This is a genomic window from Streptomyces sp. NPDC104761 (genome assembly GCF_055583445.1).
The window spans coordinates 1-23802 of record NZ_JBVJNZ010000035.1 but is presented as its reverse complement, the minus strand read 5'-3'; the positions used below and the strand labels follow the sequence as shown (position 1 = coordinate 23802).

At 70.8% G+C, this 23802-nt stretch carries 20 protein-coding genes; 7 read left to right on the top strand and 13 right to left on the bottom strand.

Annotated features, from left to right (window positions below; all coding sequences use genetic code 11):
• Positions 1–180 precede the first annotated feature (180 nt).
• Positions 181–663, top strand: a complete 483-nt coding sequence (locus ACZ63F_RS42555) for a hypothetical protein (protein ID WP_469719410.1) — start codon at positions 181–183, stop codon at positions 661–663.
• A gap of 75 nt (positions 664–738) precedes the next feature.
• On the opposite strand, the gene pyk is transcribed toward ACZ63F_RS42555, so the two are convergent.
• The 3 genes from pyk to pta all read right to left on the bottom strand — a co-directional run bounded on the left by pyk (position 739) and on the right by pta (position 5608).
• Positions 739–2166: a pyruvate kinase gene (gene pyk, locus ACZ63F_RS42550; RefSeq protein ID WP_469719408.1), complete on the bottom strand. Its 1428-nt coding sequence runs from the start codon at positions 2164–2166 to the stop codon at positions 739–741.
• 74 nt (positions 2167–2240) lie between these two features.
• On the bottom strand, positions 2241–3476 hold the full coding sequence (locus tag ACZ63F_RS42545) for an acetate kinase (RefSeq protein ID WP_469719406.1): 1236 nt from the start codon (positions 3474–3476) through the stop codon (positions 2241–2243).
• On the bottom strand, positions 3473–5608 hold the full coding sequence (gene pta, locus ACZ63F_RS42540; RefSeq protein ID WP_469719404.1) for a phosphate acetyltransferase: 2136 nt from the start codon (positions 5606–5608) through the stop codon (positions 3473–3475). The genes ACZ63F_RS42545 and pta overlap by 4 nt, the downstream gene beginning before the upstream one ends.
• A 187-nt stretch (positions 5609–5795) precedes the next feature.
• On the opposite strand from pta, the gene ACZ63F_RS42535 reads away from it, so the two are divergent.
• The gene (locus tag ACZ63F_RS42535) at positions 5796–6821 is read left to right on the top strand and encodes an ATP-dependent 6-phosphofructokinase (protein ID WP_352364961.1); all 1026 of its coding nucleotides are present in this window, start codon (positions 5796–5798) and stop codon (positions 6819–6821) included.
• A 117-nt stretch (positions 6822–6938) separates the two neighbouring features.
• On the opposite strand, the gene ACZ63F_RS42530 is transcribed toward ACZ63F_RS42535, so the two are convergent.
• The 7 genes from ACZ63F_RS42530 to ACZ63F_RS42500 form a co-directional block, all read right to left on the bottom strand.
• Positions 6939–7652 carry an XRE family transcriptional regulator gene (locus ACZ63F_RS42530; protein WP_469719403.1) on the bottom strand — a complete coding sequence of 238 codons (714 nt, stop codon included), beginning with the start codon at positions 7650–7652 and terminating at the stop codon, positions 6939–6941.
• 100 nt (positions 7653–7752) lie between these two features.
• On the bottom strand, positions 7753–8583 hold the full coding sequence (locus ACZ63F_RS42525; RefSeq protein ID WP_469719402.1) for a carbohydrate ABC transporter permease: 831 nt from the start codon (positions 8581–8583) through the stop codon (positions 7753–7755).
• 8 nt (positions 8584–8591) lie between these two features.
• Positions 8592–9476 (bottom strand): carbohydrate ABC transporter permease, encoded by an 885-nt coding sequence (locus ACZ63F_RS42520; protein WP_469719400.1) that lies wholly within the window; start codon positions 9474–9476, stop codon positions 8592–8594.
• Positions 9473–10840 (bottom strand): extracellular solute-binding protein, encoded by a 1368-nt coding sequence (locus ACZ63F_RS42515; protein ID WP_352364953.1) that lies wholly within the window; start codon positions 10838–10840, stop codon positions 9473–9475. The genes ACZ63F_RS42520 and ACZ63F_RS42515 overlap by 4 nt, the downstream gene beginning before the upstream one ends.
• A gap of 122 nt (positions 10841–10962) precedes the next feature.
• Positions 10963–11511: a GNAT family N-acetyltransferase gene (locus ACZ63F_RS42510; RefSeq protein ID WP_469719398.1), complete on the bottom strand. Its 549-nt coding sequence runs from the start codon at positions 11509–11511 to the stop codon at positions 10963–10965.
• 229 nt (positions 11512–11740) lie between these two features.
• A complete protein-coding gene (locus ACZ63F_RS42505; RefSeq protein ID WP_457700099.1) occupies positions 11741–12421 on the bottom strand; it encodes a response regulator in 681 nt (226 codons plus the stop codon).
• Positions 12418–14043, bottom strand: coding sequence for a sensor histidine kinase (locus tag ACZ63F_RS42500; protein WP_469719396.1), 1626 nt, complete (start codon positions 14041–14043; stop codon positions 12418–12420). The genes ACZ63F_RS42505 and ACZ63F_RS42500 overlap by 4 nt, the downstream gene beginning before the upstream one ends.
• Before the next feature lie 151 nt (positions 14044–14194).
• Between ACZ63F_RS42500 and ACZ63F_RS42495 the strand changes: the two genes are divergently transcribed.
• The 5 genes from ACZ63F_RS42495 (at position 14195) to ACZ63F_RS42475 (ending at position 19811) form a co-directional block, all read left to right on the top strand.
• Positions 14195–15577 carry a cation:dicarboxylate symporter family transporter gene (locus ACZ63F_RS42495; RefSeq protein WP_469719394.1) on the top strand — a complete coding sequence of 461 codons (1383 nt, stop codon included), beginning with the start codon at positions 14195–14197 and terminating at the stop codon, positions 15575–15577.
• Between the two features lie 238 nt (positions 15578–15815).
• Positions 15816–16589 (top strand): DUF2127 domain-containing protein, encoded by a 774-nt coding sequence (locus tag ACZ63F_RS42490; protein ID WP_352364941.1) that lies wholly within the window; start codon positions 15816–15818, stop codon positions 16587–16589.
• Positions 16590–16618: 29 nt separating this feature from the next.
• Positions 16619–17047 (top strand): MerR family transcriptional regulator, encoded by a 429-nt coding sequence (locus tag ACZ63F_RS42485; RefSeq protein WP_351962268.1) that lies wholly within the window; start codon positions 16619–16621, stop codon positions 17045–17047.
• Positions 17044–17391, top strand: a complete 348-nt coding sequence (locus ACZ63F_RS42480) for a thioredoxin family protein (RefSeq protein ID WP_469719392.1) — start codon at positions 17044–17046, stop codon at positions 17389–17391. Before ACZ63F_RS42485 ends, ACZ63F_RS42480 begins: the two co-directional genes overlap by 4 nt.
• Before the next feature lie 179 nt (positions 17392–17570).
• Positions 17571–19811: a HelD family protein gene (locus ACZ63F_RS42475; RefSeq protein ID WP_469719390.1), complete on the top strand. Its 2241-nt coding sequence runs from the start codon at positions 17571–17573 to the stop codon at positions 19809–19811.
• On the opposite strand, the gene glgB is transcribed toward ACZ63F_RS42475, so the two are convergent.
• From glgB to ACZ63F_RS42460, 3 genes are all read right to left on the bottom strand, one after another.
• Positions 19786–21966, bottom strand: a complete 2181-nt coding sequence (glgB, locus tag ACZ63F_RS42470; RefSeq protein ID WP_469719388.1) for a 1,4-alpha-glucan branching enzyme — start codon at positions 21964–21966, stop codon at positions 19786–19788. The two genes, ACZ63F_RS42475 and glgB, sit on opposite strands and share 26 nt — an antisense overlap.
• A 17-nt stretch (positions 21967–21983) precedes the next feature.
• The gene (locus ACZ63F_RS42465; protein ID WP_469719386.1) at positions 21984–23372 is read right to left on the bottom strand and encodes a maltokinase N-terminal cap-like domain-containing protein; all 1389 of its coding nucleotides are present in this window, start codon (positions 23370–23372) and stop codon (positions 21984–21986) included.
• 124 nt (positions 23373–23496) lie between these two features.
• The coding region (locus ACZ63F_RS42460; protein ID WP_469719385.1) for an alpha-glucosidase C-terminal domain-containing protein at positions 23497–23802 on the bottom strand (306 nt) is incomplete at its 5' end.

The following is a 23802-nucleotide window of genomic DNA, read 5'->3' as shown; positions in this document are numbered from 1 at the left end:
GATCGCTACCCTTCTCCCGCAGGGGCAGCCCCTCGGCCCGGGACCCACCCCCCCCCCCCCCCCCCCCCCCCCCCCCCCCCCCCCACCCCGCCCCCCCCCCCCCCCCCCCCCCCCCCCCCCCCCCCCCACAGCCGTGTCCGGTGCCCCGCCGGAGTTCCCCTGGCCGGAGCAGGCGAAAAGATGATCACCTTCGCCTTCGAACCCCGCGCCGAGGACGTCTCCTGGTCCCCGGACCGGCGGCCGGAGCACCCCGACCGGCCGGAGCATCCGGAGCTGACCGGCGCGGACTTCGCCGTCAGCTGTTTCCGGGCAGACGTACGGCTCCTCGTCCACGGCGTGGATCTCAGCCTGCGCACGCCGGGACTGCCCGTGGCCGACTTCGCTCTCATGCTGGAGTACGCACGACGGGAGCTGGAGACCCGGAGCGACATCGCGGTGGAGACGAGCGTGACCCAGCACGTGTTCTCCTTCAGCCGTGGGGCAGAGGCCGTCACCCTCACCACGAACTACGCGCCGGTGGTGGCGGAGCTGACCTGGGCCGGGCTTCGGCGGCTCACCGACCGGGCGAAGGCCGAGGCGTTTCGGATGATCACCACCGCTCATCCGGAGCTGCGCGGCAACGCGTGGCTGCGGGAGACGGTCGGAGCACCGCCGGCGGTGTGATCCACCGGGGACGGACCGAGGGCGCCCCCTGCCACAGGGAGCGCCCTCGGTGCCGTACAAGGCCCTACGCGGGTGTCACTTGTTGATGCCGCCGATGTGGTGGACGCGGAGCATGTTGGTGGTGCCCGGGACGCCGGGGGGCGAGCCGGCCGTGATGATGACGGTGTCGCCGGGGTGGAAGCGCTTGATCTTGGCGAGCTCCTGGTCGACCATGTCGACCATTTCGTCCGTGCTGTTCACGAACGGCACCACGTGCGACTCCACGCCCCAGCTGAGGGTGAGCTGGTTGCGGGTGGCCTCGTCGGTGGTGAAGGCGATGATCGGCTGCTGCGCGCGGTAGCGCGAGAGGCGGCGGGCGGTGTCGCCGGACTGGGTGAAGGCGACCAGGCCGCGGCCGCCGAGGAAGTCGGCGATCTCGCAGGCCGCACGGGCCACCGCACCGCCCTGCGTACGCGGCTTCTTGCCCGGGACCAGCGGCTGCAGGCCCTTGCTGAGCAGCTCCTGCTCGGCCGCCTGGACGATCTTCGACATCGTCTTCACGGTCTCGACCGGGTACGCGCCGACGGAGGACTCCGCCGAGAGCATCACCGCGTCCGCGCCGTCCAGGATCGCGTTGGCGACGTCGGAGGCCTCGGCGCGGGTCGGACGGGAGTTGGTGATCATCGACTCCATCATCTGGGTCGCCACGATCACCGGCTTGGCGTTGCGCCGGCACAGCTCGATCAGGCGCTTCTGCACCATGGGGACCTTCTCGAGCGGGTACTCGACGGCCAGGTCGCCACGGGCCACCATGACGGCGTCGAACGCCATCACGACGCCCTCCATGTTCTCCACCGCCTGCGGCTTCTCCACCTTGGCGATGACGGGGACCCGGCGCCCCTCCTCGTCCATCACCCGGTGCACGTCGTCGACGTCCTTGGCGTCCCGCACGAAGGACAGCGCGACCATGTCGCAGCCCATGCGCAGCGCGAACCGGAGGTCCTCGACGTCCTTCTCGGACAGCGCGGGCACGTTGACGGCCGCGCCGGGCAGGTTGATGCCCTTGTGGTCGGAGACGACACCGCCCTCGATGACGATCGTCTTCACCCGCGGGCCCTCGACGTCCGTGACCTTCAGCTCGACGTTGCCGTCGTTGATGAGGACCTGGTCGCCGCGCGAGACGTCGCCCGGCAGGCCCTTGTAGGTCGTACCGCAGATGGTCTTGTCGCCCGGGACGTCCTCGGTCGTGATGACGAACTCGTCACCGCGCTCGAGCTCCACCGGTCCCTCGGCGAAGGTCTCCAGACGGATCTTCGGGCCCTGCAGGTCGGCGAGGACGCCGATGGCACGGCCGGTCTCCTTGGCGGCGGCCCGGACGCGGTCGTACCGCCCCTGGTGCTCGGCGTGGGAGCCGTGGCTGAAATTGAACCGGGCCACGTTCATGCCCGCCTCGATCATGGCGACGAGCTTTTCGTGGGTGTCGACCGCGGGGCCGAGAGTACAGACGATTTTCGAACGGCGCATGGGGGCGATCCTATCGGTTTGTTTCGCTACGGAATATTCCGTCTGGTGGAAGATACAAATGGGCGCTAATGTGCTCAGCTGTTATTTCCGACCGGTGCCGATCCGGTGCCGACGAGCGCGTACGTCTGGGTCGCGATCTCCAGCTCCTCGTCCGTCGGCACCACCGCGACGGCGACGCGTGCGCCGGCGGGGGATATCAGCCGCGGCTCGTCCGCCCGTACGGCGTTCAGCTCCGGGTCGACCGCGAGCCCCAGCCCCTCCAGGCCCGCCACCGCGGCCTCCCGCACCGGGGCCGCGTTCTCGCCGACGCCCGCGGTGAAGGCCACCGCGTCGACCCGGCCGAGGACGGCACAGTAGGCGCCGATGTACTTCTTCAGGCGGTGAATGTAGATGTCGAAGGCGAGTTGGGCCGCTTCGTCGCCCTCGTCGATCCGGCGCCGGATCTCCCGCATGTCGTTGTCACCGCACAGACCGAACAAACCACTCCTCTTGTTGAGAAGAGTGTCGATCTCGTCCATGGACATTCCGCCAACTCGCGCCAAATGGAAAATGACGGCCGGGTCCAGATCACCGGAACGGGTCCCCATCACCAGCCCCTCCAAAGGCGTCAGGCCCATCGAGGTGTCCACGCACCGGCCACCCCGGACGGCCGACGCGGACGCCCCGTTGCCGAGGTGCAGCACGATGACGTTCACCTCTTCCGGTGTCCTCCCCAGCAGCCGCGCGGTCGCCCGGGACACGTAGGCGTGCGAGGTGCCGTGGAAGCCGTACCGGCGGATCCGGTACCGGTCGGCGAACTTCGGGTCGATCGCGTACCGCGCCGCAGACTCCGGCATCGTCGTGTGGAACGCCGTGTCGAAGACGGCGACCTGCGGCAGGTCCGGACGCAGCGCCTGCGCGGTGCGGATGCCGGTCAGGTTGGCCGGGTTGTGCAGCGGGGCGACCGGGATCAGCCGCTCGATCTCGGCGAGCACCGCGTCGTCGATCACCGTCGGCTCGGTGAAGAACATCCCGCCGTGCACCACCCGGTGCCCGATCGCGGCCAGTTCCGGCGAGTCGAGCCCGAGGCCGTCCCGCGTCAGCTCCTCCGCCACGGCCTTCAGGGCGGCCTCGTGGTCGGCGATCGGCCCGAGGGCCTCGCGGGTGTCACCGCTCTCCAGGCAGGTGTGCCTGAGCCGCGAGGTCTGCTCGCCGATCCGCTCGACGAGACCGACCGCGAGCCGGCTGCTGTCCCGCATGTCAAGGAGCTGGTACTTCACCGACGAGGAACCGGAGTTGAGGACGAGGACACGGGTCGGACTGGGGCTCACTGGGCGGTTGCCTTCTCGCTCGGGGACGCGGCCGGGGACCCGGTGGGGGACTCAGGGGACTCGGCCGGATTCTGGGCCTGGATCGCCGTGATGGCGACGGTGTTGACGATGTCCTGGACGAGGGCGCCCCGGGACAGGTCGTTGACGGGCTTGCGCAGCCCCTGCAGCACCGGCCCGACCGCGATCGCGCCGGCCGACCGCTGCACGGCCTTGTAGGTGTTGTTGCCGGTGTTGAGGTCCGGGAAGATCAGCACGCTGGCCTGCCCGGCGACCTCGGAGCCCGGCAGCTTGGTGGCGGCCACCGACGGCTCCACGGCCGCGTCGTACTGGATCGGCCCCTCGATCAGCAGATCGGGCCGGCGCGAGCGCGCCAGCTCGGTCGCCTCCCGCACCTTGTCCACGTCCGCCCCCGAACCCGACGTGCCCGTCGAGTACGACAGCATCGCGATCCGCGGCTCCACACCGAACTGGGCGGCCGTCCCCGCCGACTGGACGGCGATGTCGGCGAGCTGCTCGGCGTTCGGGTCCGGGTTCACCGCGCAGTCGCCGTAGACCAGCACCTGGTCGGCCAGGCACATGAAGAAGACGGACGAGACGATCGACGAACCCGGCTTGGTCTTGATGATCTCGAACGCCGGGCGGATGGTCGCCGCCGTGGAGTGCACGGACCCCGAGACCATGCCGTCCGCGAGGCCCTCCTGCACCATCAGGGTGCCGAAGTAGTTGACGTCGGCGACCACGTCGTACGCCAGCTCCACCGTCACGCCCTTGTGGGCGCGGAGCAGGGCGTACTGCTCGGCGAACGTGTCGCGCAGTTCGGAGGTGGCCGGGTCGATCAGCTGGGCGTCGCCGAGGTCGATGCCGAGGTCGGCGGCCTTCTTGCGGATCTGGTCGACGGGTCCGAGCAGTGATATGTCACATACCCCCCGGCGCAGCAGCACCTCCGCCGCGTGCAGCACCCGCGGCTCGGTCCCCTCCGGCAGCACCACCCGCCGCTTGTCGGACCGTGCCTGCTCCAGGAGCTTGTGCTCGAACATCATCGGGGTGAGCCGGCCGCTGCTCGGCGCCGAGACCCGCTTGTCGAGGCCGCCGGTGTCGACGTACCGCTCGAACAGGCCGAGCGCGGTCTCCGCCTTGCGTGGGGTGGCCGCGTTCAGCTTGCCCTCCAGGGAGAACAGCCGGCCGGCGGTCGGGAAGCTGTTGCCGGGCACGGACAGCACCGGGGTGCCGGGGGCCAGCCGGGCGGCGAGGGTGAGGATCTCGTCGGCGGGCCGCTCGCCGAGGGTGAGCAGCACGCCGGCGATCGGCGGGGTGCCGGCGCTGTGCGCGGCCAGTGAGCCGACGACCAGGTCCGCGCGGTCGCCCGGGGTCACCACCAGGCAGCCGGGGGTCAGGGCGGGCAGGAAGCTCGGCAGCATCGCCCCGCCGAAGACGAAGTCCAGCGCGTCCCTGGCCAGCCCCGAGTCGTCGCCGAGCAGCACCTTCGCGTCGAGTGCGTGGGCGATCTGGGCGACCGTCGGCGCGGACAGCGCGGGCTCGTCCGGCAGGACGTACACCGGCACCGGCAGCCGCCCCTCGATCCGCCGGGCTATCTCGTCCCGGTCCTCGCGCGCGACCCGGTTGGCGATCATCGCCAGCACGTCGCAGCCGAGACCGTCGTACGCCCGGAACGCGTTGCGGGTCTCCGCCAGCACCGACTCCGCGTCCTCGTCCCGGCCGCCGACCACCGGGATCACCGAGGCACCGAACTCGTTGGCGAGCCGGGCGTTGAGGGACAGCTCGTCCGGGAACTGGGTGTCGGCGTAGTCGGTGCCGAGGACGAGCACGACGTCGTAGTCGCGGGCCACCAGGTGGAAGCGCTCCACGAGGGTGGAGACCAGGTCGTCGGCACCGCGCTCGGCCTGGAGGGCGGAGGCCGCGTGGTAGTCCATGCCGTACACGGTCGCCGGGTCCTGGGCGAGGCGGTACCGCGCACGCAGCAGCTCGAACAGCCGGTCGGGACCGTCGTGGACGAGGGGGCGGAAGACACCGACCCGGTCGACCTGCCGGGTCAGTAGCTCCATCACGCCCAGCTCGACGACCTGGCGGCCGTCGCCGCGGTCGATCCCGGTCACGTACACGCTGCGCGTCACGTGTGCACTCCGTCTCTGTGTAGTACCTGTGCGGCCGCATAAAAATCGCCCACCGGGGTGAGCGGAACCCTCTTGACAATACCCCTGACGCCGGATAAGGCGCCCGTCAGGACTTCGCCCGCCCCGTCCGGCATGAAACAATCAGATCGGCTCACCGGTAACGACAGCGAGCAGGAGACACACCACCATGCGCATCGGAGTTCTCACCGCAGGCGGCGACTGCCCCGGCCTGAACGCCGTCATCCGATCGGTGGTGCACCGGGCCGTCGCCCAGTACGACGACGAGGTCATCGGTTTCGAGGACGGCTTCCGGGGTCTGCTCGACGGCCACTACCGCACCCTCGACCTGGACGCGGTCGGCGGCATCCTGTCCCTCGGCGGCACGATCCTGGGTTCCTCCCGGCTGGAGCGGGACCGGCTGCGCGAGGCGTGCGACCGGGCCACCGACATGGTCGAGGAGTTCGGCATCGACGCGCTGATCCCGATCGGCGGCGAGGGCACGCTGACCGCGGCGCGCATGCTGTCCGACGCGGGCCTGCCGGTCGTCGGCGTCCCGAAGACCATCGACAACGACATCTCCTCCACCGACCGCACCTTCGGCTTCGACACGGCGGTCGGCGTCGCCACCGAGGCGATGGACCGTCTCAAGACCACCGCCGAGTCCCACCAGCGGGTGATGGTCGTCGAGGTGATGGGCCGGCACGCCGGCTGGATCGCGCTGGAGTCCGGGATGGCGGCCGGCGCCCACGGCATCTGCCTTCCCGAGCGGCCCTTCGACCCCGCCGACCTGGTCAAGATGGTCGAGGAGCGCTTCGCCCGCGGCAAGAAGTTCGCCGTGGTGTGCGTGGCGGAGGGCGCCCACCCCGCCGACGGCACGATGGACTACGGCAAGGGCGAGATCGACCAGTACGGTCACGAGCGCTTCCAGGGCATCGGTACGGCCCTGGCGTACGAGCTGGAGCGGCGGCTCGGCAAGGAGGCCAAGCCGGTCATCCTCGGACACGTCCAGCGGGGCGGCACGCCGACGGCCTACGACCGCGTCCTCGCGACGCGGTTCGGGTGGCATGCGGTGGAGGCGGCGCACCGGGGCGACTTCGGGAGGATGACCGCCCTGCGGGGGACCGACATCCGGATGGTGCCGCTCGCGGAGGCGGTGACCGAGTTGAAGACGGTGCCGAAGGACCGGATGGACGAAGCCGAGTCGGTTTTCTAGGGCTGGGGTTTCGTTTCGGGCTGCGGGTGTGTGGGGGTTGGTCGCGCAGTTCCTCCCCCAGCCTTCGGCTGGGGGTACCCCCAGCGCCCCTGAAGGGGCGCGTCCAGCGAGGCGCGTTCAAGCAGTCCCCTTCCCCACCTCATTCCAGAAGTGGGTGACGATCCCAGCCAGGAAGTCTTTGCCCCTGTCCTCGGCAGAATCGGTCGTCGGGATGTTGCCCCAGGCCAGGGTCGCCGTCATCCGCCCCTGGTAGTCCTCGTGCAGCTCGCGCAGCGCGTCCTCGATCAGGTGTTTGTCCAGCGGGACGACCTTGCCCACCTGGCGGACGTAGGCCTGCCAGCGGGTGGTGGCCGCGTTGCGCAGCAGCTCCGCCAGTTTCTCCTCCTTGCCGGTGACGGTGACGAAGTCCGGCAGGGAGAGGCTGAGGGTGTCGGCCAGGGCGGCTGACTGCCGTTCCGTGCCCCGCCAGTCCTCGTCCTCCTCCATCGCGAGATAGCCGAGGAGGTCGAGGCCGGCCGCGAGGGCCACGTCCTCCGGGGCCAGCCCGCGGGCGATGCGGTGTTCGCGCAGGGTGCGCGGCCGGCCGATCAGTTCGCCCGGCGCACACCACAACACGCCAGCCAGCGCGGTGAGTTCGGGACTGCTGGGGGTCACCGCCCCGCGCTCCCAGGCGAGGACGAGATCGGGCGTGGCGTACGGCAGCCCGTACGAGGCCCGCAGGTCGTGGGCCACGTGTTCGGGCCCCATGCCGAGAGCGGCACGGAGTCTGCGGGCGGCGGGGGCGTTGAAGGGGGGACCTGGCTGGTTCGGCAGAGCTGGGGGTCGGCGCACAGCCGACAAGCTAGGGGTCTCCGGGGGCGCTGACTACGGTCCGTTCGGCCAGGAACACGGATTGTGGGAACGTACGGATTCACCGGTGCTGCTCACCTGTTCATCCCTTGACGGCCCCGCCGAGCGCGAACCCGCCTCCCAGCCGGCGCGCGACCAGCACGTACAGCAGGATCACCGGCGTCGAGTAGATGACGGAGAAGGCGGCGAGCTGGCCGTACGCCACCATGCCGCGGTTGCCGAAGAAGTCGTTGATGGAGACCGAGGCGGGCATCTGGTCCGGCGAGAGCAGCAGCATGAAGGGGACGAAGAAGTTGCCCCACATCATCACGAAGGCGAAGACGGTGACGACGGCGAGACCGGGTCCCATCAGCGGCAGCACGATCCGCACCAGCGACTGGGCGGAGCCCGCCCCGTCCGTCCAGGCGGCCTCCTCCAGCTCCTTCGGGACGCCGTCCATGAAGTTCTTCATCAGCCAGATGGCGAACGGGAGCTGGGAGGCGGCGAAGAACAGGATCGTGCCCTGCATGGTGTCGATCAGGTTGATCCGGACGAACAGCGCGTACACCGGCACCATGATCGCGGTGATCGGCAGGCTCGTCGCGAACAGGATGGACAGCAGGAACGGCCGGTTGAACCGGGAGCGGTAGCGGGAGAGCGGGTAGGCGGCGAGGGCGGCGCAGACGACGGTGAGCGCGGTGGCGCCGCCGCACAGGACCAGGCTGTTGAGCAGCGGGGTGTAGGTGATGTCCGGGGTGAGGATCGCGTCGAAGTTCCCGGAGGTGAACCCGTCCGGGATCCGTACCCGCAGGCCGGCATGCGGGTCGACGGCGGACAGGACCACCCAGGCGAGCGGCAGCACGAAGGCGGCGGCCACGATCAGCAGCCCGAGGTCGGCGGCGAGCCGGTGCGAACGGCGTTGACGGCGGGGCATGGTCGGGTTCACACCTCCGTGCGCAGCAGGCGCATGTAGACGACGGAGAAGAGCGAACCGACCAGGAGAAGGAGCAGGGCGACCGCGGTCCCGTACCCGATCATGCTGTTCTGGAAGGCCTGTTCGTACATGAAGAGGGGCAGCGTCTGGCTCTTGTCGCCGGGACCGCCCCTGGTCATCACCCAGATCAGCCCGAAGACGGAGAGCGTCTGGAGGGTGTTGAGCATCAGGTTCGTCCCGATGGACCGCCGGATCATCGGCAGCGTGATGTGCCACATCCGCCGCCAGCCGCCGGCGCCGTCCACCTCCGCCGACTCCTCGATCTCGCTGGGTATCTCGTCGAGGGCGGCGGAGTAGACCAGCATCGAGAAGGCCGTGCCCCGCCACACGTTGGCGAACGACACCGCCAGGATCGGCAGCGTGAACAGCCAGTTCTGCGAGGGCAGGTGAAGCAGGCCCAGGATGGCGTTGAGGGTGCCCTCCTTGCGGAAGAAGGCGTACAGCAGGAACCCGGCGACGACCTCCGGCAGCACCCACGCCGTGACCACGATCCCTCCGGTCAGCGTCCGCACCGGCTTCGACGCCCGCCGCATCAGTGCGGCGAGCGCGAGGCCCAGCGTGTTCTGCCCGACGAGCGAGGACAGCACGGTGAAGACGAGGGTCAGCCAGACGGCGTTCAGGAAGGCGTCGTCGCGGAACGCCCTGCGGAAGTTGGCGAAACCGACGAAGGACGAGTGCGCCTGCCCGGTGAGCTGCAGGTCGGTGAAGGCGATCCAGGCGCAGTAGACGATCGGCCCGCCCAGGAACAGGAGGATCAGGACCAGGGCGGGGACGAGCGGGAGGCCGCGGGCGACGCGCCGGGTGACCAGGGAGTGTCTCACCGGCTCACTCACCGGGTGACCACCTGGCCGTCGGTCACGTCCTTGAGCGTCGAATCGTAGGTGCCCGCCGCCTTGTCGACCGACGCGTCACCGGTGGTCACGCTCTCCATGGCCTCCTGGATGGCGGTGGAGACCTTCGGGTAGGCCGTGTAGGCGGGCCGGTAGTGCGTACTGGCGACGAGATCGGTGAAGAACTTGATGCCGGGCTGGGCGGACGTGTACGACGGGTCGCTCGCGACGTCCTTGCGCACCGCGATCCCGGAGTTGGCGATGTACCACTTCTGGGCGTTCGCCTTGGTCTGCATGGTCTTGATGAAGTCGAAGGCGAGGTCGGGGTTGCCGGCCTTGGCGGGGATGGCCCAGGTCCAGCCGCCCGACATGCTCACCTTGCCGGGTGCCTGGCCGTGCTGGGTCGGCATGGAGGCGAGACCGAGCTGCTTGGACCAGTCGGGCCACTCGTGACCGCTGCCCTGGAGCCAGTTCTGGGGCAGCCAGGATCCGTCGAGGTTGATGCCCAGCTTGCCCTGGGGCATGAGCTCACCCCAGACGGTGTTCCGGTAGTTGGGGTCGAGCGCGTCGGAGACGTCCGGCCCCAGCTTGTCCTTGTACACGGTCCTGACGAACGACAACGCGTCCTTGAACCCCTGGCTCCCGGCGATCCACTTCTTGCTCGACTTGTCGTAGAGCGGATCACTGGTCCCGTCGTTGGTGCCGTACAGCAGCATCTCGAAGCCCTGCATGCTCGCCGTCTCCCCGGCGGCCTTGCCGGTGTAGACGTTGAGGGGCGTGACGCCGGGCACCTTCTGCTTGATCGTCCGGGCCGCGGCCAGCACGTCGTCCCAGTTCTTCGGCTGCCAGTCGGTCGGCAGCCCGGCCTTCTCGAACACCCGCTTGTCGAACCAGAGACCGCGGGTGTCGGTGCCGTCCGGCACGCCGTACGTCTTACCGTCCTCGCCTCTGGCCGCCGACTTCGCGGTGTCGATGAACTGACCCCAGTCCTTCCACTTGGCGAGATAGGAGTCGAGGGGCTTGAGATACCCGCTGGTGATGTCGGAGTTGATGAGGAAGGTGTCCTCGTAGACGAGGTCGGGAGCGGTCCGCGGCGATCTGAGCATCTGCTGGAGCTTGGTGTAGTAGTCCGCGTCCGAGGCCTTGATGGGGACGAGCTCGACCTTCTTGCCCGGGTACTCCTTCTCGAACTGCTTCTTGATGTCCGCGAGATAGGTGTCCGTCACCTTGACGGAGTTGTCCATGGACTGCTTGAACGAGACCTTCACGGTGTCCGGACTGCTTCCGGACCCGCTGCCGCACGCGCTGAGCGAGGCGGCGGCGGTGACGACGGCGAGGGCAACGATGCTGACGGCGGTGGGGCGCACGGGCACGACCTCCTCGGCGGCCACTGCGCTGTGGCCTGGGGGTTCGTCTGTCTGCCCGGTGAAGGTAAGTGGAGTGGTCTAGTCAGGTCAATGTCCGTGCAGGGGATTGGTGATCGACGACGTCATGCGGGGCTCTCCCACTCCTCACGGAGCATTCCGAACAGCACGCGGTCGTAGCGCTTCCCCTGCACCAGTACAGCCGACCGGCGGCGGCCTTCCTCGCGGAAGCCCAGCCTGGTGAAGGCGCGCACGGCGCGCTCGTTGCCGCTCCAGGTGTCCAGCTCCAGCCGGTTCAGGCAGTACGCACCGAACAGGTGGCCCATGAGCAGCCGCAGGGCGTCACTGCCGTGGCCGCGGCCCCAGAACTCCCGTTCGCCGATGGTGACTCCGACCGTGGCGACACCGGCACAGGGGTTGAGATCCCGGTAGTCGACCATGCCGATCACGGTTCCGCCTGCCAGGTCCTCGACCGTGAACACGGCTGACTCCCTGGGATTCAGCCGCAGCATGGTGTCGAAGCCGATCTGGATCGCTTCCGCGGTGACCGGGCCGAACAAGGGGTCTCCCGCTGCGGCCCAGCGCACCACCTCCGGGTCGTTGCGCCACCGGAAATGGTGCTCAGCGTCTTCGGAGCGCAGCGCGCGGAGCCCTACAAGGTTTCCTGCGAACATCGCGCAACCCTAAACGATCTCCGACTCGGTGCCGGCCACCGGTGCTGGAGGCGCTCGCGGTGGTGGGGCTCGGGGCGCAGGTGCTCCTGTACATGAGGCCGGTGGGACCGGGACGAGTTCGAGCCTGACGCCGTACCGTACCCGCACGAACACGGCCGACCTCCACGAAGGCGCCCGGCACGTCGCCGGGCCGCCGACGCCCCCGTCGAAGCCGCCCAAGCCCAGCGGGTCACCGCTTCCCCCACCGGTACACCAACTCCGGTCTCCCCACCTGCCCGTACAGCGGACTGCGACCCGCCCGCCCCGCCTCCACCAGGTGCTCGAGATAGCGCCGGGCCGTGATCCGGGAGATTCCCACGCTCTCCGCCAGCGCGGCCGCGGTCAGCCCCTCCGCGGACTCGCGCAGCGCGACGGTCACCCGCTCCAGGGTCGGTGCGCTCAGGCCCTTCGGAAGCGCCGCGGGTGTCGGTGCGCGGAGTGCCGCGAGGGCCCGGTCCACCTCGTCCTGGCCGCTGGCCTCGCCCACCGCCGCCCGGAACTCCGCGTAGCGGGTGAGCCGGTCGCGGAGGGTCGCGAAGGTGAAGGGCTTCAGGACGTACTGGACCACGCCCAGCGAGACGCCCTCCCGGACGACCGCAAGGTCGCGCGCCGACGTCACCGCTATGACGTCGGCCTGATGCCCCGCCGCCCGGAGCGAGCGCGCGAACTGCAGGCCGTGCACGTCCGGCAGGTGCAGGTCGAGGAGGAGGAGGTCCACCGGCGTCCGGTCCAGGATGCGGCGCGCCTCCGCCCCGGTGTGTGCCTTGCCCACCGCCACGAACCCCGGTACCCGGCCCACGTACATGACGTGCGCGTCCGCGGCCACCGGGTCGTCCTCGACGACCAGGACTCTGATCGGTTCGGCGGTCATCGCGCCTCGCCCCCCGCCAGCGACGCCCGCAACGGCAGCCGTACCTCGAACACCGCTCCGCCCTCCGGCGCCTCCGTCACCGTCAGGGTGCCGTCCAGCCGTACGACCGCCTGCCGAACCAGCGCCAGACCCAGCCCCCGCCCGCCCGGCCCCGCCGGCTTCGTCGAGAAGCCGCGCTGGAAGACCAGCTCGGCATGGGCGGGGTCGACCCCCGCGCCCGTGTCCCTCACCCGCATCACCAACTCGGCTTCCTCCGCGTACGCGGTCACCGTCACGCGTGCCCCGACCGTCCCCTGGGCCGCGTCCACCGCGTTGTCGATCAGGTTGCCGAGGATGGTGACCAGATCGCGCGCCGACAGGCTCTCCGGTAGCAAACCGTCATCCAGCCGGCTCTCGTCCGAGACCACCAGCTCCACGCCCCGCTCGTTCGCCTGCGCGGTCTTGCCCAGCAGCAGTGCGGCGAGGACCGGTTCGCTGACGGCGGCCACCACCTGGTCGGTCAGCGCCTGCGCCAGCTCCAGCTCCGCGGTCGCGAAGTCCACCGCCTCCTCCGCCCGGCCGAGTTCGATGAGCGACACCACCGTGTGCAGGCGGTTCGCCGCCTCGTGCGCCTGCGAGCGCAGCGCCTGCGTGAAGCCGCGCTCCGAGTCCAACTCGCCCATCAGTGACTGGAGTTCGGTGACGTCCCGGAGCGTGACCACGGTGCCGCGCCGCTCGCCCCCCGACACCGGTGAGGTGTTCACCACCAGCACCCGGTCCGCCGTCAGGTGCACCTCGTCCACCCGGGGCTCGGAGGCCAGCAACGCACCGGTCAGCGGGGCCGGCAGGCCCAGCTCCGCCACCGACCGGCCCACGACCTCTCGCTCCGGCCCCACTCCCAGCAGCTCCCGGCCCCCGTCGTTGATCAACGCCACCCGGTACTGGCCGTCCAGCATCAGCAGCCCCTCGCGCACCGCGTGCAGCGCCGCCTGGTGGTAGTCGTGCATGTGGCTCAGTTCCGTGGCGTTCATGCCGTGGGTGTGGCGGCGCAGCTGGGCGTTGATGACGTACGTGCCCAGCGCGCCCAGCAGCAGCGCGCTCGCCGCCACCCCGAGCAGCGCCGTCACCTGCTCCTGGACCCGCCGGCTGATCGCCTCCACCCTGATACCGGCGCTCACCAGGCCGATCACCCGGCCCTTCTCCTTCACCGGGGTCACCGTGCGCACCGAGACCCCGAGGGTGCCCTTGTAGGTCTCGCTGTAGGTGTTGCCGTGCTGCGCCGCCTCGATGTGGCCGAGGTAGTGCTTGCCGATCTGGGTCTTGTCGGGGTGGGTCCAGCGGATGCCGTTCGGAGTCATGATCGTGACGAAGTCGACCTCGGTGCCCCGCATCACCTGGAGGGCGTACGGCTGGAGCTCGGTGGAGGGGTGCGCGGTGTGGATCGCCGCGCGGACCGACGGCGAGTCCGCGACCGACCGGGCCACCGCGGTCGCCTGCCGGGTCGCCGCCTCCTCCGCCTGGTGGCGGTCGCTGACGTACGTGAACAGCGCGTAACCGGCGACCACGACCGCTATCAGCACGGCCTGCATGGCGAAGAGCTGGCCGGCCAGGCTGCGGGGGCGGGGGACGGACGGAAAACGCATGTCAGCAGTGTGCCTTCCGGGGCGGGCGTGAACTCAATGAACGGAAGGGTGACCGCCCTCACAGACCGGGAGATAGTCACGGCATCCCCCACATCGCCCGGACGTGAGCCGCACGCCGGTGGTACCGACGAAGACGTCAAGGAGGGCAGCCGTGGCCGCAGCCAGCACCCCCGATACGGCACCTGCCGCACCCGCTGTGAAGCGGGACCGCACCCATTACCTGTACATCGCCGTGATCGCCGCGGTGGCGCTCGGCATCGTCGTGGGGCTCGTCTGGCCCGACGCCGGGGTCGAGCTGAAGCCGCTAGGGACCGGCTTCGTCAACCTGATCAAGATGATGATCTCGCCCATCATCTTCTGCACGATCGTGCTCGGGATCGGGTCCGTGCGGAAGGCCGCCAAGGTCGGTGCCGTCGGTGGCATCGCGCTCGGCTACTTCCTCGTGATGTCGCTGGTCGCGCTCACCATCGGCCTGGTGGTCGGCAACATCCTGCACCCCGGTGACGGGCTGCACATCACCAACGCCCTCAAGGCCACCGGACACGCCCAGGTGGACTCCGAGGCGCTCGGCGGTGTCGACTTCGTGCTGTCGATCATCCCGACCACGTTCGTCTCCGCCTTCACCGAGGGCCAGGTGCTGCAGACGCTGCTGATCGCGCTGCTCGCCGGGTTCGCGCTGCAGGCCATGGGGTCGGCCGGGCAGCCGGTGCTGCGGGGCATCGAGCACGTCCAGCGGCTCGTCTTCCGCATCCTCGGCATGATCATGTGGGCCGCACCGATCGGTGCGTTCGGTGCGATCGCCGCCGTCGTCGGGTCCGCCGGGCTCGACGCGCTCAAGAGCCTGGCCGTGCTGATGCTCGGCTTCTACGTCACCTGTGTGCTCTTCGTCTTCGTGGTGCTGGGCACGGTGCTGCGGGTCGTCTCCGGGCTCAACATCTTCACGCTGTTCAAGTACCTCGCCCGCGAGTTCCTGCTGATCCTGTCCACCTCCTCCTCCGAGTCCGCGCTGCCGCGGCTCATCGCGAAGATGGAGCACCTGGGCGTGAGCAAGCCGGTCGTCGGCATCACCGTCCCGACCGGGTACTCCTTCAACCTCGACGGCACCATGATCTACATGACCATGGCGTCGCTGTACATCGCGGACGCCCTCGGTACGCCGATGTCGGTGGGCGAGCAGATCCCGCTGCTGCTCTTCCTGCTGCTGGCCTCCAAGGGTGCGGCGGGCGTCAGCGGCGCCGGCCTCGCCACGCTGGCCGGCGGTCTGCAGTCCCACAAGCCCGCGCTGGTGGACGGTGTCGGTCTGATCGTCGGCATCGACCGGTTCATGAGCGAGGCCCGCGCGCTGACCAACTTCGCGGGCAACGCCGTCGCGACCGTCCTGATCGGCACGTGGACGAAGGAGATCGACAAGGGGCGGGTGCGGCAGGTGCTCGCGGGGGAGCTGCCGTTCGACGAGAAGACGCTGCTGGATGAGGGGGAGCCGGTGGTTTCGCCGGACCTTCCCGAGCAGCGGGAGGAGCTGGCGAAGGCGTAGCGCCGTCGTCGTCGGCTGCAGGCCGGTGGGGGCTGGTCGCGCAGTTCCTCCCCCAGCCTTCGGCCGGGGGTACCCCCAGCGCCCTTCGGGGCGCCACGCAAACCGCCGGACGTCCGGCTCGGCCTGAACCCGGGCCGGCCGTCCGGTGCACCCCCTCGGCGGCGCCTGTCACGCGTATCCACTAACGTGCCGTTCCTGTCCAACGGGAACGGCACGTCGACATATGGAGGCACGGGGGATGGCGATCGACTGGGACCGCCGGCACTGCGCGCGCAAGGGGCATGTGACCTATGCGCCGGACGACCCGCGGCTGCGGGTGCGGCTGCACGCGCAGACCGCGGTCGGGGAGGCCTGGCGGTGCCTGCGCTGCGGCGACTTCGTGCTCGGCGAGCCGCACGGCTCAGGGCCCGCCGGGGACGCCCCGCTGGTGCCGCGCGGGAAGGTGCTGCGGGACCTGTTCATCCTGCGGTTCCTCGCGATCGAGCGGGCCGTGCGCGGGGTGTTCATCGTGCTGGTCGCGGTCGCGGTGTGGAAGTTCAGCAACAGCCAGGACGCGGTGCGCAGGCTCTTCAACGAGTACCTGGACACCTTCCGGCCGGTCTTCAGGCACTTCCACTACGACCTCGACCACTCGCCGGTCGTCGGGTCGATCCAGAAGGCCTTCGGCTACAAGCACTCCACGCTGCTGCTGGTGGCCGGACTGCTGCTGGCGTACGCGCTGATCGAACTCGTCGAGGCGGTCGGCCTCTGGTACGCCAAGCGGTGGGCGGAGTACCTGACGGTCGTCGCCACCGCCGCCTTCCTGCCGCTGGAGATCTGGGAACTCACCGAGAAGGTCAGCTATCTGAAGATCGCGACCCTCGTCCTGAACATCCTCGCGGTGCTCTACATCGCCCTCGCCAAGCGGCTGTTCGGGCTGCGCGGTGGGCGCAGGGCCTTCGACGAGGAGCGGCAGAGCGCCTCGCTCCTCGAGGTCGAGGAGTCCGCGGGGGTCCAGCCGAGCTTGTCTTGACGTCGGCGTCAGGTCTTACGGTCGTAGGCATGCGAATCGGCGAGCTGGCCGCGCGGGCCGGGACCACCACGCGGGCCCTGCGGTACTACGAGGCGCGCGGGCTGCTGCCCGCGCGACGGGCCGGGAACGGGCACCGGACGTACGACGAGAGCGACCTGAGACTGCTCACGCAGATACGGACGCTGCAGGACTTCGGGTTCGAGCTGGAGGAGACCCGGCCGTTCGTGGAGTGCCTGCGGGCCGGGCACCCGGAGGGCGACACCTGCCCGGCGTCGCTCGCGGTCTACCGGCGCAAGCTGGCGGAGCTGGACTCGCTGATCGGCGAGTTGCAGGCCGTGCGAGCGACGGTCGGGGCCCAGCTGGAGCGGGCCGAGCGGGCCCGGGACGCGCTGGCCGTCGAGGCGCTGGCTCCGGGGGGCCCGGAGCCGGTCTGTGAACTGGGAGGGACCGGGCGATGATCAAGGCGGCTGGTGTGGCCGAGGTGACGGACGCGGACTTCGCGGCGGAGGTGATCGGGGCGGAGCAGCCGGTGCTGGTGGAGTTCACCGCCGACTGGTGCCCGCCGTGCCGGCAGATGGGGCCGGTGCTCACGGCCCTCGCGGCCGAGGAGGGCGAGCGGCTGAAGGTGGTCCAGCTGGACGTGGACACCAATCCGGAGACGACGAACGCGTACAAGGTCCTGTCCATGCCGACGTTCATGGTGTTCCGGGACGGTGAGCCGGTGCGGTCGATGGTGGGCGCCCGGCCCAAGCGGCGGCTGTTCGAGGAGCTGGCCGACGCGCTGCCCGACGTGCTCAGCTGAACCCACCGGTAATACGAAGAATCCCCCGGACAATTGCGTCCGGGGGATTTCTTTGCGTATATTCAAGAGTTCGCGACTTCGGGTCGAGGCGGAGTCGATGAAGTCGCGGAGAAGTTCAGTGGGCACAGTATATCCGGGCTGGAGTGGAATTGTCAAACACCGAATTTCCGGACGATGAATTGCGCGATGAGCAGGAATTCATCGACGGACTGTACGCGCGGGTGGACGCCCTGCGCGGTGACACCGAGGACTCGGTCGCGGACGCCCTCGCCCTCGGCGACAAGCCGATGCAGGCCCGCCTGGAGCGGGACATCCTGGTCGCCGAGCGCTCCGGACTGCTCGCCGCGCTGAACGCCGTCGACGGCTCGCTGTGCTTCGGCCGCATCGACCTGACCTCCGGCACGAAGCATCACATCGGGCGGATCGGGCTGCGCCTGGACGACGCCGAGCGCACCCCCGTCCTCGTCGACTGGCGTGCCGAGGTCGCCCGCCCCTTCTACCTGGCCACCGGCCACACCCCGATGGGCCTGCGCCGCCGCCGCCACATCGCCACCGACGGCCGCCGGGTCGCCGCCCTGCACGACGAGATCCTCGACCTCGGCGACCGCGAGCGCACCGGCCACGAGGACCCGTCCGGCGACGCGGTGCTGCTCGCCGCGCTCAACTCGGCCCGCACCGGCCGGATGAGCGACATCGTGCAGACCATCCAGGCCGAGCAGGACGAGATCATCCGGGCGCCCCACCGCGGGGTCCTGGTCGTCGAGGGCGGGCCGGGCACCGGAAAGACGGCGGTGGCGTTGCACCGCGCCGCCTTCCTCCTCTACGAATACCGGGAACTGCTCGCCAAGCGGGCGGTCCTGATCGTCGGTCCGAACCCCGCCTTCCTCGGCTACATCGGCGAGGTGCTGCCCTCGCTGGGCGAGACCGGTGTGCTGCTGGCGACGGTCGGCGAGCTGTTCCCCGGCGTGAAGGCGACGGCGTCCGACACGGCCGAGGCGGCCGCCGTGAAGGGCCGCGCCGACATGGCCGACGCGCTGGCCGCGGCCGTACGCGACCGGCAGGCGCTGCCCGACCCCGTCCTCACGATCGAGCACGACCGCGAGGTGCTGATGCTCGACGACGGCCTGGTCAACATGGCCCGCGAGCGCACCCGCGCCGCCCGGCTCCCGCACAACGTGGCCCGCGAGCACTTCGAGGGCCACATCCTCAACACCCTCACCGACCTCTACGCCGAACGCGTGGGCACCGACCCCTTCGACGGCAGCAGCCTGCTCGACCCCTCGGACATCACCCAGATCCGCGACGAACTCGCCGAGAACCCCGAGGTCTGGTCCGCCATCGACCAGCTGTGGCCGCGGCTGACCCCGCAGCGCCTGGTCGCCGACTTCCTCGCCGCCCCCGAGGGATACCTGAGCGACGAGGACGCGGCCGCGGTCCGCCGACCGGTGACCCGGACCTGGACGGTCCCGGACGTGCCGCTGCTCGACGAGGCCGCGGAGCTGCTCGGCGTGGACGAGCGGGTCGCGCGGGCCCGCGCCGAACGCGAGCGCGAGACCCAGATCGCCTACGCCCAAGGCGTCCTCGACGTCTCCTACGCCTCCCGCACCTACGAGTTCGACGACAAGGAGGACAGCGACCCCGAGGCCTCCGAGGTGCTGTCCGCGCACGACATCATCGACGCCGAGCGGTTCGCCGAGCGCCAGGAGGAGGCGGACTTCCGCAGCGCGGCCGAGCGGGCGGCGGCCGACCGCACCTGGGCGTTCGGCCACATCATCGTGGACGAGGCGCAGGAGCTGTCGCCGATGGCGTGGCGGCTCCTCATGCGGCGCAGCCCGACCCGCTCCATGACCCTGGTCGGCGACCCGGCCCAGACCGCGGAGGCGGCCGGCGTCGGCTCCTGGGCGGACATCCTCCAGCCGTACGTGCAGGACCGCTGGGAGCACACCCGCCTCGGCGTCAACTACCGCACCCCGTCCGAGATCATGGACCTCGCGGCGGCCGTGGTCCGCGCCGAGCACCCCGACTTCGAGCCCCCGAGCTCGGTCCGCTCGACGGGCGTACGGCCGTGGATCAGGCAGGCGTACGACGACCTCCCGGGCGCCGTCGAGAAGGCGGTCGCCGAACTCGCCCCCGCCGAGGGCCGGCTGGCCGTGATCGCCCCCCGCGACCTGCACCGCACCCTCGCCGCCCGCCTGGACGGCGTCACGGCCGGCACCGAACCCGACCTGACGCGGACCGTCGTCCTGCTCGACCCGCGCCAGGCCAAGGGCCTCGAGTTCGACTCCGTCCTCGTGGTGGAACCCGGCCGCTACGGCACCAGCGACCTGTACGTGGCCCTGACCCGGGCCACCCAGCGCCTCGGCGTGCTGTACACCGGCGGCCTGCCGGACGGGCTCAGGCAGGCCGCAGCCACACCGTAGCCAGCGGCGGCAGGGTCAGCCGGATGCTCGCGGGGCGGCCGTGGCTGCCCAGCGGCTCCGGCTTGACCGGGTCGGGGTTGGTGACGTCGCTGCCGCCGTAGCGGGCCAGGTCGGTGTTGAGGGTCTCGTGCCAGGCGGGGACCTCGTCCGGGACGCCCAGGCGGTAGTCGCGGACCACGGGGGAGAGGTTGGAGACGGCGAGCAGCGGCGTGCCCTCGGCGTCCAGGCGCAGGAACGCGAAGACGTTGTCCTCCGCCGCGTCGCCCACGATCCACTGGAAACCGTCGGGCGCCGTGTCCCGCTGCCAGAGCGCCGGGGTCGCCCGGTACACCGTGTTGAGGTCGCGGACCAGGTCCCGCACACCCCGGTGGTCGGCCGCCGCGCCGTACTCCGGGTCGAGCAGCCACCAGTCCGGGCCGTGCGCCTCCGACCACTCCGCGCCCTGCGCGAACTCCTGCCCCATGAAGAGGAGCTGCTTGCCGGGGTGGGCCCACATGAAGGCCAGGTAGGCACGGTCGTTGGCACGCTGCTGCCACCAGTCGCCGGGCATCTTCGAGACGAGCGAGCGCTTGCCGTGCACGACCTCGTCGTGGGAGATGGGCAGGACGTAGTTCTCGCTGTACGCGTAGACCATCGAGAAGGTCATCTCGTGGTGGTGGTACCTGCGGTGCACCGGCTCGTGGGACATGTACTCCAGCGAGTCGTGCATCCAGCCCATGTTCCACTTCAGGCCGAAACCGAGACCGCCGCCGTCGGTGGTGCGGGTCACGCCCTCCCACGCCGTCGACTCCTCGGCGATCGTGACCACGCCCGGGGACCGGCGGTACACCGTCGCGTTCATCTCCTGGAGGAACGCCACCGCGTCCAGGTTCTCCCGGCCGCCGTGCTCGTTCGGCGTCCACTGGCCCGGCTCGCGCGAGTAGTCGAGGTACAGCATCGAGGCCACGGCGTCGACGCGCAGGCCGTCGATGTGGAACTCCTCGCACCAGTACACGGCGTTGGCGACCAGGAAGTTGCGCACCTCGCGGCGGCCGAAGTCGAACTCCAGGGTGCCCCAGTCGGGATGCGCGGCCCGCAGCGGGTCCGCGTGCTCGTACAGCGGGCGGCCGTCGAACTCCGCCAGCGCCCAGTCGTCCCGCGGGAAGTGCGCCGGCACCCAGTCCATCAGCACCCCGATGCCGGCCCGGTGCAGCGCGTCGACCAGGAACCTGAAGTCGTCGGGGGTGCCGAGCCGGGCCGTGGGCGCGTAGAAACCGGTGACCTGGTAGCCCCAGGAGCCCCCGAAGGGGTGCTCGGCGACCGGCATCAGCTCCACGTGCGTGAAGCCCAGGTCGGCGACGTAGGCGGGCAGTTGCGCGGCCAGTTCGCGGTAGGTCAGGCCGGGGCGCCAGGACGGCAGGTGCACCTCGTAGACCGAGAACGGGGCCTCGTGCACGGGGGTGTCGCCGCGGTGCGCCATCCACTCCGCGTCGTCCCACTCGTGCCGGGACGCGGTCACGATCGACGACGTGTGCGGCGGCACCTCGGTCCGCCGGGCCATCGGGTCCGCGCGCAGCGTCCGGGAGCCGTCCGGACGCGTGATCTCGAACTTGTACAGCTCGCCCTCGCCGATGCCCGGCAGGAACAGCTCCCAGATCCCCGAGGAGCCGAGCGAGCGCATCGGAGCCCCGGTGCCGTCCCAGAAGTTGAAACCGCCGGCCACCCGCACGCCCCGCGCGTTCGGCGCCCACACCGTGAACCGGGTGCCCGGCACGCCCTGGTGCGTGGTCGGATGCGCGCCGAGCGCCTCCCACAGCCGCTCGTGCCGGCCCTCGCCGATCAGGTGCAGGTCCAGGTCGCCGAGGGTGGGCAGGAAGCGGTACGCGTCCTCCGTCTCCTGGACCGTCCCCTCGTACTCCACCAGGAGCCGGTAGACCGGCACCTCGGAGACAGGGAGCAGGGCGGAGAAGAAGCCGTCGCCGTCGTCGTGCAGTTCGGCCCGCAGCTCACTGCCCGCTACGGCCGTCACCGCGCGGGCGTACGGGCGGAACGCGCGGACGGCGATCCCGCCCTGGACCGGATGCGCGCCCAGCACCGAGTGCGGGTCGTGGTGGGTGCCGTGCAGCAGCCGCTCACGGTCGCCGGCGGCTACGGGCACGGGGGTGTTGGAGGTCACGGACGCGTCTCCCGGGATCAGGTCGGGTCGGGGGTGGCCAGGCGGCGCACGGCCGACAGCGGGACGGGAAGCCAGTCGGGGCGGTGCCGGGCCTCGTAGACGACCTCGTAGACGGCCTTGTCGGTCTCGTAGGCCCGCAGCAGGACGGGGTCGGTGCGCGGGTCGGCGCCGGCGATCTCGGCGTAGCCGGCACAGTAGGCCGCCCGGCACCCGCGCGCCCAGTCGGGGGCCGCCGGGGTCACCGAGTGGGCCGCGTAGTCGAAGGAGCGCAGCATCCCCGCGATGTCCCGCACCGGCGGCTGCGGCATCCGGCGCTCGGCCAGCGGGCGGGCCGGCTCCCCCTCGAAGTCGATCAGCGACCACTCACCGGACGGCGACCGCAGGCACTGTCCCAGGTGCAGGTCGCCGTGGATGCGCTGGGCGGTCCAGGTGCGGCCCTCGGCGGCCAGGTCGGCCAGCGCGGTGTAGGCGGACCGCAGCCCGCCCTCGTACGGCCGCAGCGCCGGTACCGCCTGCACGGCCGCCGCCAGCCGCTCGGTCATGCCCGCGACCTGCGACTCCAGCTGGCTGTGCCCGAGGGTGGCGGTCGGCAGCGCCCGGGCCAGCGCCGTGTGCACCTCGGCGGTGGCCCGCCCCAGCGCCCGCGCCTCGGCCGTGAAGTCCTCGCCCTTGGCCAGTTCGCGCAGCGCCAGCTCCCAGCCGTCGGTGGCGCCCCGCACGAACGGCTGGAGGACCGCCAGGACGTACGGCTCGTCGGGCTCACCGTGCTCGCCGGCCAGCTCCGCCCGCAGCCAGGCCGTCGGGGCCGGCACCCGGGCACAGCCCTCGCGGGCCAGGGCCAGGGGTATCTCCAGGTCGGGGTTGACGCCGGGCACGACCCGGCGCAACAGCTTGAGGATGAACGTATCTCCGTAGACGACCGAGGAGTTGGACTGTTCGGCGGTCAGCAGCCGGGCCACCAGGCCCTCGCGTATCTCCTGGCCGGGTTCCCGCTCGAAGCGCAGGTCGCCGATGCGGGCCCGGGTGCGCAGGGCCTCCAGCAGGACCTCGGCGGGCCGGGCGTCGTACAGCGCGTCGTAGACCGTGTGCCCGGCCAGCGGGCCGTCGGTCAGGTGTCCGATCAGCGCGGGCGCCAGCCGGGGCGGCAGCGCCTCGCGCACGCCTATGAGGAGCTGGTAGCAGTCGCCGGCCTCGGCGGGCGCGGGCGGCTGGTGGGCGCGGACCAGCAGGTGGCGCAGGCCCAGCCGGCCGTCCGAGGGCAGGAGTTCGGTCTCGGCGACCGCGGAGAAGCCGGCGACCGGCGTTCCCTTGCCGGCGAACCAGCGCTGCCGGGGCAGCCACTCGCGCAGCAGGGGGTCGAGCGAGGCGAGGAGGGCGGGAGTGGAGGGGCTGACCGTTTCCGCCATGGCGGGTACGTCCTTTCCCCGGTCGGGGGCGTTAGTGATGCGTGCCCCGGGCGGGCCGGAGGAAACCAACCGCCGCCGCCCGGGGTGGACCGTGCCGAGCGCTCCGCTGGGTGCGCTGTTCCGGCTAAGCCGTCTCCGCGCGCAGCCGGAACCAGTAGAAGCCGTGCCCGGCGAGGGTGAGCAGGTAGGGCAGTTCACCGACCGCCGGGAACCGCACCCCGCCGAACAGCTCGACCGGATGCCGGCCGTTGAACTGCCTGAGGTCCAGCTCCGTCGGCTGCGCGAACCGCGAGAAGTTGTGGACACAGAGCACGAGATCGTCCTCGTACTCCCGCAGGAAGGCGAGGACCGCCGGGTTGGAGGACTGCAGTTCGCTGTAGGACCCCAGTCCGAAGGCAGGATTCTGCTTGCGGATCTCGATCATGCGGCG